This window comes from Bradyrhizobium denitrificans, from assembly GCF_013179005.1.
Taxonomy (GTDB): domain Bacteria; phylum Pseudomonadota; class Alphaproteobacteria; order Rhizobiales; family Xanthobacteraceae; genus Bradyrhizobium; species Bradyrhizobium denitrificans.
In genome coordinates this window covers 156,672-171,102 of record NZ_JABFDP010000004.1, presented here as the reverse complement: position 1 = coordinate 171,102, position 14,431 = coordinate 156,672, and the positions used below count along the sequence as shown (strand labels likewise).

Below are 14,431 nucleotides of genomic sequence, written 5' to 3'. Positions count from 1 at the left end.
TCACCGGCCCTCGCGCGACAGGCGCGGGTTGAGCGCGTCGTTGAGGCCCTCGCCGATCAGATTGAGGCCGAGCACGGACAGCAGGATCGCGACGCCGGGAAACACCGTGATCCACCACGCCTGACGAATCACAGTGCGGCCGGCGCCGACCATGTAGCCCCAGGAGATCAGGTTGGGATCACCGAGCCCGAGGAACGATAGCGATGATTCCAGCAGGATCGCAGTCGCGACCATCAGCGAGGCCAGCACGATAACCGGCGACAATGCGTTGGGCAGAATCTCACGCCAGATGATCCAGGCATTGCTCTGGCCGGTGACGATGGCGGCCTGAACATATTCCCGCGTCCGCAGACTCAGGACCTCGCCGCGCACGAGACGCGCGACCGGCGGCCAACTGACGAGGCCGATCGCCGCGACGATCGAGTAGATCGAGGGCTGCAGGATCGCGACCAGCACGATGGCGAGCGCGAAGCTCGGGATGGTCTGGAAGAACTCGGTGAAGCGCATCAGGGCATCATCGATACGGCCGCCGAAATAGCCGGCGATGGCGCCGAGCGGCACGCCGACGACCAGCGCGACCAGGGTCGAGACCAAGCCGACCAGCAGCGAAACGCGCGCGCCGAAGATCAAGCCGGCCAGCACGTCGCGCCCGAGCGCATCGGTGCCGAGCGGGACCTTGGCCACCGTGAACGGCGGCACGAACGGCCGCTGCACCATGCGCCAGGGCGAGTTGGGGAAATAGAACGGCCCGGCCACCGCGATCACGATCGCCAGCACCAGGATGATCAGCCCGATGATCCCGCTCGGGCTGCGCAGCATCGTACGCCAGAACTGCTTCATGAGGCGTACTCGATGCGCGGATCGACCAGGCGGTAGACGAGATCGGTGATGAGATTGAAGATCAGCACCATGGCGGAGGAGACGACGAACACGCCGAGCAGGAGATTGTAATCGCGCTGGATCAGCGCGTCGTACATCAGCCGGCCGATGCCGGGCCAGGCGAACACGGTCTCGGTCAGCACCGCGCCGCCGACCAGGGTGCCGGCGTGGACGCCGGCCAAGGTCACCACCGGCAGCAGCGCGTTGCGCAGCACGTGGCGACGAAGGATGACGCCGTCACGCAGGCCCTTGGCCCTGGCGGTCTTGACGAAATCGAGCCGTCTGACCTCGAGCATCGAGGCGCGGGTCATGCGGGTGTAGGTCGCCATGAAGAACAGCCCGAGCGTCGCCGCCGGCATCACCAGATGCGCGGCGACATCGAGCGCATGGCGAAGTCCCGTGTAGCCGGCGCCCACCGTCTCATAGCCGAAGCTCGGCAGCCAGTCGGCCCAAACGGAGAACAGCAGGATCGCGATCAGCGCGATCCAGAACAGCGGCGTGGCATAGAAGATCAGCGCCAGCACCGTGATCGCGGTATCCAGGAAGGTGCCGGCGAAGCGCGCGGCCAGCACACCGAAGAAGACGCCGAGCAGAAGCGAAATCGCGAACGCCGATAGGGTGAGCAGCAAGGTCGCGGGCAACCGTTCCGCGATGAGCTTCGCCACCGGGGCCTGTTGTCGGAACGAGAAGCCGAGATCGAGGCTGGCGATCCCCTTGACGTAGATGAGGAGCTGCTCCGGCAGCGGACGATCGAGGCCGAACTTCTCGCGCAACTGCGCGACGAACAGCTGGTCGGACGCACCGGCTTCGCCGGCCATCACGACGGCCGGGTCGCCCGGCGCCAGCCGGATCAAGAAGAAGTTCAGCACGATGATGGCGAGAAGGACGATGACGCCCTTCGCGACGCGCTGGGCGATGAAGGAGAGCATAGTGGGCCCGTGGTGGTCAGCTCGGCATGATCGAGTGATGCGCTGGAGCGCGGCGCTGATGGCCGCGCTCCCTCAAACAGCGCTATTTGTCGAGCCAGGCGTCCCGGAAGCCGTCGTTGACGCCGACGCCCGTGGTGATCAGGTTCTTCACCTTGCACTTGGTGATCGTCGGGAACTGCAGCTCCAGAAGCCAGGCGACAGGCACGTCCTCGACGAGGATCTTCTGCACCTTCTCATAGGCTTCCTTGCGCTTGGCGTCGGTCGGCGCGGTTGCCCCCTCGGCAAACAGCCTGTCGACCTCCGGATTCGAATAGCCCTCGACATTGTTGAACAGCTGCCCCTTGGCGATGGCCGAGGTGATGTAGTTGCGGGACACGCCGAGCGCGGGATCTCCGTACTGATAGAGATAGGTGAAGGCGAGATCGTAGTCCCACTCCATGATCTTCTGGTTGCCGCCGGGAACATCGGTCGCGATGGTCTCGATCGTCATGCCGACGTCCTGCAGGTTCTGCTTCACCGCCTCGCCCCAGCGCTGCCAGGTCTCGCCATAGGCCAGCGGCAGCATGCGGATCTTCTCGCCCTTGTAGCCGGCCTCCTTCAACAGCGCCTTGGCCTTGGCCGGATCGTACGGATATTTCGGCACGTCGTCAGTGTAGAACTTGATGGTCGAAGCCGACGGGCCGGTCGCGACCTTGCCGAGCCCGTTCCAGATCACGTCCTTGGCGAAGTCGCGATCGATGGCATACATGATCGCCTGCCGCACCTTCTTGTTGGCGAGAATCGGATTGCGGAGGTTCAGCCACATCCAGGATATCGGCGAGAAGAACTCCCAGCCGGCGCCGGTGACGCAGGCGCCGGGCAGCTTGGAGACGCGCGGCACGTCGAAATTCTCGATCGAGCCGCCCGGCAGCACGTCGACCTTGCCGGTTTCGAACGCCACGGCGCGCGCCGCCGCATCCGGAATGATCTGCCAATAGACCTCGTCCAGATAGGGCTTGCCCTTCTCGTGGTAGTTCGGATTTTTCACCATGCGGATGAACGATCCCTTCTGCCACTCCTTGAACATGAAGGGCCCGGTGCCGATGGGCGCGTTGTTGTTCGGATTGGTCTTGAAGTCGGTCCCTTCATAGAGATGCTTCGGGACCATCGGCATCGAACCGACCTCGAAGATGCCGATGAAGGGACCGAACGGCTCCTTCAAGGTGAACACCACGGTGAGATCATCCGGCGCCTCGACCTTATCGACCATCACGAGGTTGTTGCGGGCGCGCGCATGGGTCTGCTTCAACATCTCGATCGAGAACAGCACGTCGGCCGAGGTGAACGGCTTGCCGTCATGCCAGGTCACGCCGGGCTTGAGCTTGAAGGTGTAGACCTTCGCGTCCGGGCTGATCGTCCAGCTCTCTGCGAGGCCGGGCAACGGTTCGAGCTTGGGACTGTAGCGCAGCAGGCCCTCGAAAATATTACCGGACACCATCTGGGTCGGGCCGTTCTGGACCATGGCCAGCATCAGACCGGGAGGCTCGGGCTGGATGACAGCATTGACGACACCGCCCGACTTCGGCTCCTCAGCATGAGCCGCGGACAGAACGCAGCCGATGGCGACACCCAGCAATACCCGTTTCAACATGATGAACTTCCCAACTGTTTCGATCCGCTGCAATGCATCAAGCGCGCCAACGCGCGACGAATCGCCATGCGGCATTCCGACCTGACGCCTGCTCTGGGCGCATGGACGGGAGCGATGACGCGCGCTGTCGGATGATTTGGCCGCGGTCGTCGCACTTGCGATGCTCTGGACGCCCCGTGAGCGGGTTCGCAGGGCCTTGCCGGCAGGGCATCGTGGATTTCGCGGCTGTCATGAATCGCCGCGCGAAGTCGTCGTCATCGTCGCGAGATGAAAGTGGCGACAGGATCAGCCCAAAAATTGAACAGCGTGACCGCTCTCGAGATCGTCTGGCGGCCGAGATTTGCCCAGCGCGATCAGCGCCTCAGACGGGCGATTGTACCAGCGACGATTTGCATCACCACGCCGATCACCCAGCCCGCCATGATCAATGAGGTCCAGACGATGTGCGGGTCCTCGCGCAGAATGATGATGCCGACGGCGAAGAAAGCCGTCAGCGTCGCAAGGAAGGTTCCGACCGCACTGAGAAACTCCGCAGCATCGATCTTGCGTTCCGCCGGCGTCCCCTCCTCATGCGGATGGAAAGGTATCTGGGGCGTGTCGATCCCGAGATAGAAGCCGAACGCGCCGGACACCATCATCAGCAGCAGAAAGCCCTGGGTGGTCAGGGCCGGTACGCTGGAGCCGACATGGGCACCGACGAACAGGCCGCAGGCGGCGCCCGCCAAAGCAAGACCGGAGCGCTCGAGGACATGGGCGAATTGTCGCACACGAAGGCGCATGAGCAGTCCTCGGAAATGATGGATCGGCGGGGTCCGCCGATCCGTCCGTCATCAACGCAAGAAGTGATTAATGCAAGGCTACGCCGCCTTGGTCATATCGGCATTGAGATGGCGCAACCTCGGCAATACTTCCTGCTTGAGCAGGCGGAGCGAGTTGTGCCAAGCTTCCGGCCTGTGCTTGTAGTCGAAGCCGAACACGCACAGGGTTCCGAAGCCGCCGACTTCGTGCCAGATCTTCTCGATCTTTTCGGTCACCGTCGCCGGCGAGCCGATGATCCAATTGCGCTTGGCGCAATAGTCCACCGTCACGTCGGAATCGGGCACGTCGGGCGCGTGCTTCAGATAATCCTTGAAGCCGAAATGGCCGAGCAGCGGCAGGAAATATTCGCCCATCATCCGGCCCATCATGTCGCCGCTCGACAGGCGCCATGCCTCTTCGTCCGTGTCGGCGACGAATACCTCACGCACCAGCCGCCAATCGCTGCGGTTGGCCTTGCGTCCGGACTTGGCGGCGCCGGCTTCCACCGAATCCCAATGCGACGACACATAGGCCGGGTTGAGGTTCAGGCTCATCGGAATGAAGCCCCGCTCGCCGGCGAGCTTCAGCGTATCCGAGTTCTTCGATAGGCCGGCGACGCCGATCGGCGGATGCGGCGCCTGAACCGGCTTGAGGTGCGGCTTGAGGAAGTCGAACATCACGTCCGGCTTGGTCACCGTCCAGTATTTGCCCTTGTGCGTGAACGGCGCCGGCTCGCTCCAGAGCCGCAGGATGATCTCCAGCGCCTCGCGCGTCATCTCACGGTTCTGGCCGCTCATGCCGTCGACGTTGAACATCGCCCAGTCACTCGGCAGGCCTGATGCGGCGATGCCGAAATTGAGCCGACCTTCGGACAAATGATCGAGCATCGCGACGCGATTGGCGAGCTCAGCCGGATGATGATAGGGCAGCAGGAAACCGCCCGGCCCAAGCCGGATGGTCTTGGTCTCGCGGAAGGCCTGCGCAAGCAGCAGATCGGGTGCCGGGTGCGGCTCCCAGGGCGCGGTGTGATGCTCGCCGATCCAGGCTTCCTGATAGCCGAGCTCATCAAGCCATCGCAGGACCTTCAGGTCCCAATCGTGGCCCTCCTTCAATCCGCACTCCGGCGGATGCGAGGGCATCGTGAAATATCCGATTTCCATGGCGCTTTCCTCTCGCTGTTATATTGCGGCGCATCTTTGCGATGCGCTCATCGTCACGCGAGACGAAACACGACCAACCGAGTCGGCAACGCCGCACGTGGTCTGCGAAGTCTAGCACTTCGTCGGACAGCGACAATCGTCCGCTGTGTCGCTGGCGGAATGATGACGCGAATTCTGTGTCGAGGCGCCGCAACATCACGCCCCGGACGCCGGGGCCCGCCGCCAATTTCACATCAACGTGCGCCGAACGTCGTTCGGCCGAATAGCTCCTTCTGCGTCGACGGTTGCGAGCGCCAATATTGCGGAGGCGCGGCCACCTGCCCGCCGAGTTCGGCCGCGGCATGCCAGCCCCAGCGCGGATCGTAGAGCATGCCGCGGGCGAGCGCGACCATGTCGGCCTTGCCTGATGCAACGATCTCCTCGGCTTGCTGCGCCTGCGTGATGAGGCCGACCGCCATGGTCGGAAGTCCCGTCGCTTGTTTCACGGCCGCCGCGAACGGCACCTGATAGCCGGGCCCGAGGGTGATCTTCTGCAACGGCGACACGCCGCCCGAGGACACGTCGATCCAATCGACGTCGCGGCGCTTGAGCTCCTGCGCGAAGACGATGGTCTGGTCGAGATCCCAACCGCCGTCGACCCAGTCTGTCGCCGACACCCGCACGCCCACCGGCTTGTCGGCCGGGAACACGCTGCGCACGGCATCGAAGAGCTCGAGCGGATACCGCATGCGGTTTTCCAGCGAACCGCCATAGGCGTCGCTGCGCCGGTTAGCGAGCGGCGACAGGAACTGATGCAGCAGATAGCCGTGCGCAGCATGCAGCTCGATCGCATCGATGCCGAGCCGCGCAGCCCGCTGCGCTGCCGAAACGAAGGCGTCGCGGATGCGCGCCAAGCCGTCGGTATCGAGCGCCTCTGGGGCAAGCTCGCCGTCTTTGTGGGGCACGGCTGAAGGTGCGACCGTCTGCCACCCGCCGCTCGCGGGAGCAATCTGCTGGCCACCATCCCAAGGCTTATGGCTGGACCCTTTGCGGCCGGCATGGGCGAGCTGCATCGCAATCGCCGTCTTCGAATGCTTGCGCACCGATGTCAGAATCGGCACCAGCGCCGCTTCGGTCGCATCGTCCCACAGGCCGAGGCAGCCCGGCGTGATGCGTCCAATCGGTTCGACATGCGTCGCCTCGATGCAGAACATCGCCGCGCCTGACAGCGCAAGCGTGTTGATGTGGGTGAAGTGCCAGTCATTGGCGGCGCCATTCTCGGCCGAATACTGACACATCGGCGAGACAACGATGCGGTTGGCGAGTTCGAGGCCACGCAGCTTGATCGGAGTAAACAGGACGCTCATGCGGATGTTCCGGAAGGGTGGACGACGGAAGGCGCGCTGGTCTGATGTTTCGCAAGTGTCGGCCATCGGCGGCCCGCGGTCAACGCGCCGTCCGAAGCGATGTCGCAGCTCATTCCATCAGCGTGAACTGCAACAGCAAAGTACGCTGGATCATCGAGAAATTGTCGTCGGACACCAATGTCAGCACGGTGTCGCCCTCCGGCGTGACGTGCGCATCGATGCCTTCGAGATTGTCGATCTCCTGGCCGAGATCGGCTGCGAAGATCGCGGGACCGTCGAGCAGCGCGCCCGGCGTGATCTGCGCCAGTGACAGCCGACGAATCCGGATGCCGACGCCGCTGAACAGCGAGAATTTGCGTTCCAGAATCAGGAGCTCTCCCGACGGCAGCAGCACGGCATCGCTGATGTCGAAATCGTTGCTTCTGATGATGCTGAACTGTCCCGCAGCCGGGCCGCCGATCAGGAACGCCAGCAGATTGCCGTTCGCGTCCAGGCCGCGTTCGGAGATCGCGATCACGCTGCCCGCGAGCGGCAGGCCCTTCGGCACCACCACCAGCGCCTCCAGGCCCTTGTTGTTGGGCAGTCGCCTGGCGGCCGGCGGCAACGGTATGATCTCGCTGCGTGCGCCGGTGCCGCCTTTGGCGAAATCGTAGCGCAGCAGCTGATTGACGCGCTCAAGGCCGACATAGACGACGTCGCCATCGCGAGCGAGCGACTCGGAATCATACCAGCCGCGATCGGTGATCGGCCGTCCGTCGGGCCCGAGCAGCGGCGCCGCCTCGACCTCCGCAAGCCCCGTGATCTCGTGGCCGGAATAGACGATGCGGCCGGTGAACCAGCCGCCTTTGTCGCTGATGGCAAGGAAGCGCTCGCCCTTGGCATCCAGCCGGAGGCCGGACAATCCGCCGAACCCCGGATAGGACGAGGTCAGCGCCACACCGGTGCGGTAGTGCAATTTCCCGAACTGCAGACGCGTGCGATCGCGCAGGTCGAACGCGGGCAGCGGCCGCGCCTTGACCTCGATCTTGACGGCCGCTGTGACCGAATGCTCGTCGGTGGCCGCCCGCCTCCGGACCGGCGCCGGCGTCGATTGCGCGCGAGCTGTCCCCGCGCCCGCGAGCGTCGCCACCCCGGCCAAGGTCAGCGCAAGAAAGCGCCTGCGGTCGGAGATCGCCTGCAGCGACATCGCTCGAGGGGCCCCCTCCCCACAGCTTCCCACATGCGGGAGGAACGCATCCGCTCCCGATTACGAATGCAGCTTGCGCTTCGGCCCACGCGCAGGCTGCGGCGCCGCGTGAGTCTCGGTGAACAATTCGGCGAGCTTCTCGGTGATGGCGCCGCCAAGCTCCTCGGCATCGACGATCGTGACCGCACGACGGTAGTAGCGCGTGACGTCGTGACCGATGCCGATCGCGATCAGCTCGACCGGCGAGCGGGTCTCGATCTCCTCGATGATGTGGCGCAGGTGGCGCTCGAGATAGTTGCCGGGATTGACCGACAGCGTGGAGTCGTCGACCGGCGCGCCATCGGAGATCATCATCAGGATCTTGCGCTGCTCGGGCCTGCCGAGCAGGCGCTTGTGCGCCCAGTCCAGCGCCTCGCCGTCGATGTTCTCCTTCAGGAGACCCTCGCGCATCATCAGGCCGAGATTCTTGCGCGCCCGGCGCCATGGGGCGTCCGCGGCCTTGTAGATGATGTGGCGCAGATCGTTGAGACGGCCGGGATTGGCCGGCTTGCCGGCCGCGAGCCACGCCTCGCGCGACTGCCCGCCCTTCCAGGCCCGCGTCGTGAAGCCGAGGATCTCGACCTTGACGCCGCAGCGCTCCAAGGTGCGGGCGAGAATGTCGGCGCAGGTCGCGGCCACCGTGATCGGCCGTCCGCGCATCGAGCCGGAATTGTCGAGCAGCAAGGTGACCACCGTGTCGCGGAAGGTGGCCTCCTTCTCGCGCATGAAGGACAGCGGCTGGTAGGGGTCGATGACCACGCGCGACAGCCGCGCCGGATCGAGAATGCCCTCTTCCAGATCGAACTCCCAGGCGCGGTTCTGCTGCGCCATCAGCCGGCGCTGCAGCCGGTTGGCGAGCCGCGCGACGATGCCCTGGAGGTGCGCGAGCTGCTTGTCGAGATAGGAGCGCAGCCGCTCCAGCTCGTCATGGTCGCAGAGGTCCTCGGCCGCGATGATCTCGTCGAATTTCGGCGCGAAGGCGTGATATTCGGGGCCGCGCGGCTCGTTGGCGCCACCGCGGTTCGGCCGTGTCGCCTCGCCCGGCGTCTCGTCATCGCCAAGCTCGCCGTCATCCAGCGTATCGGACGCAGACGCCTGCGCCGCCTCCATCGCGCTCTCCGACATCTCGTCCGACGTCGTCTGCGCCTGGTCGGCACTCATCTCCTGCGCGGCGTCGGACTCCGGCGAGCCCTCGGCACCGGACTGGTCGTTGTCGCCGTCGCGATTGTCGTCGTTGTCCTCATCCTCTTCCGAATCGGCGTTGCGCTCATCGCCGAGATCGAGCGCCGACAACAGGTCATGGACGAGGTCGCCGAACTTGGCCTGATCCTCGGTGAAGCGGCCGAGCTCGTCGAGCTGCGAGCCGATTCGCTCCTCCAGGAAGGGCCGCCAGAGATCGACCACCTTGCGCGCCGCATTCGGCGGCGCCAGACCGGTCAGCCGCTCGCGCACCATCATCGCGAGCGCATCCGACAGCGGCGCATCGGCGCGGTCGGTGATCTCGTCATATTTGCCGCGATGGAAGTGATCGTCGAGCATCGCGGTGAGATTCTTGGCGACACCGGCCATGCGCTTGGCACCGATGGCCTCGACACGGGCCTGCTCGACCGCCTCGAACACGCCGCGCGCCTGCGGATTGCCCGGGATCAGCTTGCGGTGAATCTTCGGATCATGACAGGCGAGTTTCAGCGCGATGGAATCAGCATGGCCGCGCACGACCGCGGCATCGCGCTTGGTCATCTTGCGCGCGGGCTCCGGCAACCGCGCTTTGCCCGGCGCAAGGCCCGGCCGCTCGGCGGCGAAGGAGACTTCGAGCTCGGGCGCTCTCGCGATCGCGCGCAGGCAGCCGGTCACCGAGCGCTTGAACGGCTCGGTCGGCGCCTCCTTGGTTCCGGGACGGAGTTTGCTGTTGGATGTCGTCATCTTGTCCCTGCCGCTGTCGTCCCGGCGAACGCCGGGAGCCGTAGCCACCGGCGGTCATTCATTCGTGTCGACGCCAATGTCAGCGTCGTGCCGAATGTCACGACGTATGGTCCCGGTCTCGCGGCCGGGACGACGCCTTGTCAGCTGAGCGCCACGTTGACGGCGGATTCAGGCAGCTCGGCGTTGAAGCAGCGCTGATAGAATTCCGCGACCAGCGGACGCTCGAGCTCGTCGCATTTGTTGAGGAACGTCACGCGGAAGGCAAAGCCGATATCCCCGAAGATCTCGGAGTTCTCGGCCCAGGTGATCACCGTGCGCGGGCTCATCACCGTCGACAGGTCGCCATTGGCGAACGCGTTGCGGGTGAGGTCGGCAAGCCGGACCATCTTGTTCACCGTGTCGCGACCCTGCTGGTTCTGATAGTGCTTGGCCTTGGCCAGCACGATCTCGACCTCCTCATCATGCGCCAAATAGTTCAGCGTCGTCACGATCGACCAGCGGTCCATCTGGCCCTGGTTGATCTGCTGCGTGCCGTGATAGAGGCCCGACGTATCGCCGAGGCCGATGGTGTTGGCGGTCGCGAACAGACGGAAGGCCGGATGCGGCTTGATGACCTTGTTCTGGTCGAGCAGGGTCAGCCGACCCGAGACTTCGAGCACGCGCTGGATCACGAACATCACGTCCGGGCGGCCGGCGTCATATTCGTCGAACACCAGCGCCACATTGTGCTGGAGCGCCCAGGGCAGGATGCCGTCACGGAATTCCGTGACCTGCTTGCCGTCCTTGACCACGATCGCATCCTTGCCGACCAGATCGATGCGGCTGATATGGCTGTCGAGGTTGACGCGCACGCAGGGCCAGTTCAGGCGGGCGGCGACCTGCTCGATATGGGTCGATTTTCCGGTGCCATGATACCCGGTCACCATTACGCGGCGGTTCTTGGCGAAGCCGGCCAGGATCGCAAGCGTGGTGGCGCGGTCAAAACGGTAGTCGGCGTCGACTTCGGGAACGTGCGGATCGCTTTCGGAAAAGGCCGGCACCTCAAGGTCGCTGTCGATCCCGAACACCTGCCGCACCGACACTTTCATGTCGGGCACACCGGTCATCTCCTGCGCATTGGTCGTAGCGGCGGTCGTCATTCATCCTCCGAGGTCCCGGGCATTCCCGAAACCAGATTTCATGTTTGGCTGCGGTTGAAGGGCTTCGGGCGCCAGCCTAGCAGAGAGCACGCGCGGGCAGAAGCCTAAGCCTTGATCAAAGTTCCGTCGTTATATCATCGAGATAGGCATGGGACGACGTTTTTGGAAGGCTGCCCTGCGGAAAGCGCCACCGTTTCGCCGCGAGTCTCGCGTCCAGCCTTCTGGCGTGGCACTCGGGAGCGGGGTTCCTACTTATCGATAAGCCTCCAACCTTTCCCATCAGCAGGAACCGCGTGGCCCATCTGCTTGATCCCCTGATTGCCTTCGTCTCCGCGCATGCGGGACTGGCCTATCTCACCCTGTTTCTGGCGGCGTTGCTCGAGGCGGTCCCGATCGTCGGCTCGGTGGTCCCCGGCACGACCATCATCCTGGCGCTGAGCGCGCTGATTCCGGGCGGCGAGCTGACGCTGCAATGGGTGCTGGCCGCGGCCATTCTGGGCGCGGTGCTCGGCGATGGCGGGGCCTTCTGGATCGGCCATCGCCAGCAGCGCGAAATCCTCACGGCCTGGCCGTTCTCGAACTATCCGCGGCTGGTGGCGCAGAGCGAGGCCTTCTTCCACCGCTTCGGCACGCTCGCGATCTTCTTCGCCCGGTTCGTGGCCCCGATCCGCGCCGTGGTACCGATCACGGCGGGCGCGCTCGATATCCCGCCCCTTCGCTTCTACGCCGTGAACATTCCCGCGATCGCGCTGTGGGCCTGCGCCCACGTGCTGCCGGGCGTCTTCGCGGTGCAGCTGCTGCATCGCTATGGCGGCATCCCGCATCACAGCCACATCGCCAAATCGACCTGGATCATCGCGGCGGTCGCCGGCACGATCGTGGTCTGGCTGGTGCTGCGGCTGGTGCGCAAGCGGCGGGAGACGCAGCTGGCGGCCGGGACGGCCGAATAGGCGCGGCCTCACCCGCTAAAGCGGATCCAGAATGGCGCCGCGGCCGGGCACGGGTCCGGTGTAGCGGGCGCGCGGCCGGATCAGGCGGCCGAACTGCAGCTGCTCGCAGGCATGGGCGATCCAGCCGACGCAGCGGGCCATCGCAAACAACGCCAGCTCGCTGCCCGCAGGCAGCCGCAGGCTGTGCACCAGTACCGCCAGCGCATAGTCGATATTGACGAACTCGCCGGTCGCCTCCGCGATCCGCTCCGGCACCTCACGAGTGAATTTGCGCGGCGCGCCGGCGCGCGTCAGCGCATCCAGCAGCGCGATCGCGCGCGGATCGCCGCGCTTGTAGACGCCGTGGCCGAAGCCCGCGAAGCGCTCGCCGAGCGCCACCCGCTCGCGGATCAGCGGTGCCACGTCGCGATCGATGAGGGTCTTCACCAGCTGCGAGGCCAGCACGCCGGCACCGCCATGCTGCGGGCCTTTGAGGGCGGCGAGACCCGCAATGACCGCATCATAGAGGCTGAGCCCCGTCGACGCCGCACAGCGGACAGTGAAGGTCGAGGCGTTCAGCTCGTGATCGGCAAGCAGCACCAAAGTGCGGCGGATCAGGTCGGGCGCATGCTTGTGCTCGGCTGCCCAGGCCTTGGCGACCTGGATGTGAAGCGGCTCGGCGGACGGCGCGGCGTCCAGCATGGCCGCAACGACAAGGCGAAGGATGCGCGCGCCGACCAGGGCACGACCGTCGGGTGCGCGGTTGAACGCGGCAGGATCTGCTTGCGTCGCCAGCGCCAGGACGGCGATGGCCCGGTCGATCGGCGCCGCGCGGCGCGCCGCCTCGGCGATCAGGCGCATCTCGCCGGAGATGTGGGGCATGTTGTCGGGCGCGAACGGATCGATCGCGGTGATGTCCCACAACAGGGTCGCAGCGTGTTCAAGCGAATCGCGCTCGGCCAGATCGACGCAATTGACACCGCGGTAGATCGGACCGGCCTCGGTGATCGTCGAGACCGCGGAATCGAACACCGGCAGGTCCGCATCGAAGCTGCGGAACACCCGCGGCTCCGGAGCCGGCGCCCGCCGCTCCTTCAAGGCCCGGATGTCCTCGGCGCGATAGCGGTGGCTCCGCGAATCCAGCGACGGCTCCGAGCGCACGAGGCCGCGGCTGACATAGGCGTAGAGGGTCGCAGGCGAGATCGCGAGTTCGGCCGAGGCTTCGCGGGCCGATAGGTAAAGGCCACTGTCTTTTTTCATATTGATCAGCTTAATCAAGATTGATCAAGCTGTCGACCGGACGGATCTTACCGGCGTGATCATTCACACAAGGAGATCCCGCCATGACGATTCAGCTCGCAAAGTCCCCTATCGGCCTTGATGGCATCCCCGCTGCCGAGACCGTGCTCAGCCATGTCGACGGTCAGCAGGGCGAGCTCATCATTGCCGGTCGCCGGGTGGCCGATCTTGCAGCCAGCGCAGGCTTCGAAGGTGTCACCGCCCGGCTGTGGAGCGCAGCGACCAAGCGCAGCGTCAGCGACGCGGAGGTCCGCGCCAGCCTCGGGCTTGCCCGCCAGCGCGCCTTTGCGCGACTTCCCGAGTTGCTGGCGGCCACCGCCGAACTGCCGATCATCGACGGCTTCCGCGCGGCCGTCGCCGCGTTGCGGCCGGAAGCAGGACTCTCCGACGAGGCGACGATCGTCGGCGCCTGCCCGGTCATCGCCGGCGCGCTCGTCCAGCGCGCACTGGGATCACAGCCGATCGCTCCCGACCCCACCGCGACCCACGCCGCGGACACCCTGCGCATGGTACGCGGCGGCACCCCGGAGGCTGGCGAGGTCACCGCGCTCGATACCTATCTGGTCACGGTCAGCGATCACGGCATGAACGCGTCGACCTTTGCCGCACGCGTGATCGCCTCGACCCAGGCCGATCTGTTCGCCTCGGTCACCGCCGGCTATTGCGCGCTCACCGGCCCGCTGCATGGCGGCGCGCCGGAGCCTGTGCTGGAGATGCTGAATGCGATCGGCACCCGCGACAACATCAAGCCGTGGGTCGATGCGGCGCTCGGGCGTGGCGAGCGGCTGATGGGGTTTGGCCACCGCATCTATCGGGTGCGCGACCCCCGCGCGGACGTCTTGAAGGCAGCGATCGCGCGGCTGGCCGGCAGTGGCGCCGATCTGCCGTTCGCGAGCGAGGTCGAGGCCTATATCCGCGCCGCGCTGCGGCAGAAAAATCCCGAGCGCGTGCTCGATACCAATGTCGAGTTCTTCACCGCCATCCTGCTCGATGCGCTGAAGATTCCGCGCCAGGCGTTCACCCCGATCTTCGCCGTGGCGCGCGTTGCCGGCTGGACCGCACATGCCCGCGAGCAACAGCGGACGGGACGACTGATCCGGCCAAGTTCGGCCTATATCGGGCCGAAGCCCTGACCCCGTCGCATGAACGACGCGGCAGCGTGACCCCGCTGCCG

The 14,431-nt window shown here is 65.5% G+C and carries 12 protein-coding genes; 2 read left to right on the top strand and 10 right to left on the bottom strand.

Features of this window, described 5'->3' with window-relative positions:
• From HL671_RS05560 to cobS, 9 genes are all read right to left on the bottom strand, one after another.
• On the bottom strand, positions 1-840 hold the full coding sequence (locus tag HL671_RS05560) for an ABC transporter permease (protein WP_012047295.1): 840 nt from the start codon (positions 838-840) through the stop codon (positions 1-3).
• Positions 837-1,808, bottom strand: a complete 972-nt coding sequence (locus HL671_RS05555; RefSeq protein WP_012047296.1) for an ABC transporter permease — start codon at positions 1,806-1,808, stop codon at positions 837-839. The genes HL671_RS05560 and HL671_RS05555 overlap by 4 nt, the downstream gene beginning before the upstream one ends.
• Before the next feature lie 82 nt (positions 1,809-1,890).
• Entirely contained in the window at positions 1,891-3,438 is a 1,548-nt protein-coding gene (locus HL671_RS05550) for an ABC transporter substrate-binding protein (RefSeq protein ID WP_012047297.1), read from the bottom strand.
• A 353-nt stretch (positions 3,439-3,791) separates the two neighbouring features.
• Positions 3,792-4,217 (bottom strand): hypothetical protein, encoded by a 426-nt coding sequence (locus tag HL671_RS05545; protein ID WP_012047298.1) that lies wholly within the window; start codon positions 4,215-4,217, stop codon positions 3,792-3,794.
• 78 nt (positions 4,218-4,295) lie between these two features.
• A complete protein-coding gene (locus HL671_RS05540; RefSeq protein WP_012047299.1) occupies positions 4,296-5,396 on the bottom strand; it encodes an LLM class flavin-dependent oxidoreductase in 1,101 nt (366 codons plus the stop codon).
• Positions 5,397-5,629: 233 nt separating this feature from the next.
• Positions 5,630-6,742, bottom strand: coding sequence for an NADH:flavin oxidoreductase/NADH oxidase (locus HL671_RS05535; protein WP_012047300.1), 1,113 nt, complete (start codon positions 6,740-6,742; stop codon positions 5,630-5,632).
• 109 nt (positions 6,743-6,851) lie between these two features.
• Positions 6,852-7,928, bottom strand: a complete 1,077-nt coding sequence (locus tag HL671_RS05530; protein ID WP_172235837.1) for an esterase-like activity of phytase family protein — start codon at positions 7,926-7,928, stop codon at positions 6,852-6,854.
• 60 nt (positions 7,929-7,988) lie between these two features.
• A complete protein-coding gene (gene cobT / locus HL671_RS05525; RefSeq protein WP_012047302.1) occupies positions 7,989-9,890 on the bottom strand; it encodes a cobaltochelatase subunit CobT in 1,902 nt (633 codons plus the stop codon).
• 140 nt (positions 9,891-10,030) lie between these two features.
• Positions 10,031-11,029 (bottom strand): cobaltochelatase subunit CobS, encoded by a 999-nt coding sequence (gene cobS, locus HL671_RS05520; protein ID WP_041751113.1) that lies wholly within the window; start codon positions 11,027-11,029, stop codon positions 10,031-10,033.
• Positions 11,030-11,322: 293 nt separating this feature from the next.
• Here cobS and HL671_RS05515 point away from each other — a divergent pair, with 293 nt between their 5' ends.
• A complete protein-coding gene (locus tag HL671_RS05515; RefSeq protein ID WP_012047304.1) occupies positions 11,323-11,979 on the top strand; it encodes a DedA family protein in 657 nt (218 codons plus the stop codon).
• A gap of 15 nt (positions 11,980-11,994) precedes the next feature.
• Here HL671_RS05515 and HL671_RS05510 read toward each other — a convergent pair whose 3' ends face one another.
• Positions 11,995-13,218 carry a citrate synthase family protein gene (locus tag HL671_RS05510; protein WP_012047305.1) on the bottom strand — a complete coding sequence of 408 codons (1,224 nt, stop codon included), beginning with the start codon at positions 13,216-13,218 and terminating at the stop codon, positions 11,995-11,997.
• An 83-nt stretch (positions 13,219-13,301) separates the two neighbouring features.
• Between HL671_RS05510 and HL671_RS05505 the strand changes: the two genes are divergently transcribed.
• Positions 13,302-14,390: a citrate synthase/methylcitrate synthase gene (locus HL671_RS05505; RefSeq protein ID WP_012047306.1), complete on the top strand. Its 1,089-nt coding sequence runs from the start codon at positions 13,302-13,304 to the stop codon at positions 14,388-14,390.
• Positions 14,391-14,431 lie beyond the last annotated feature (41 nt).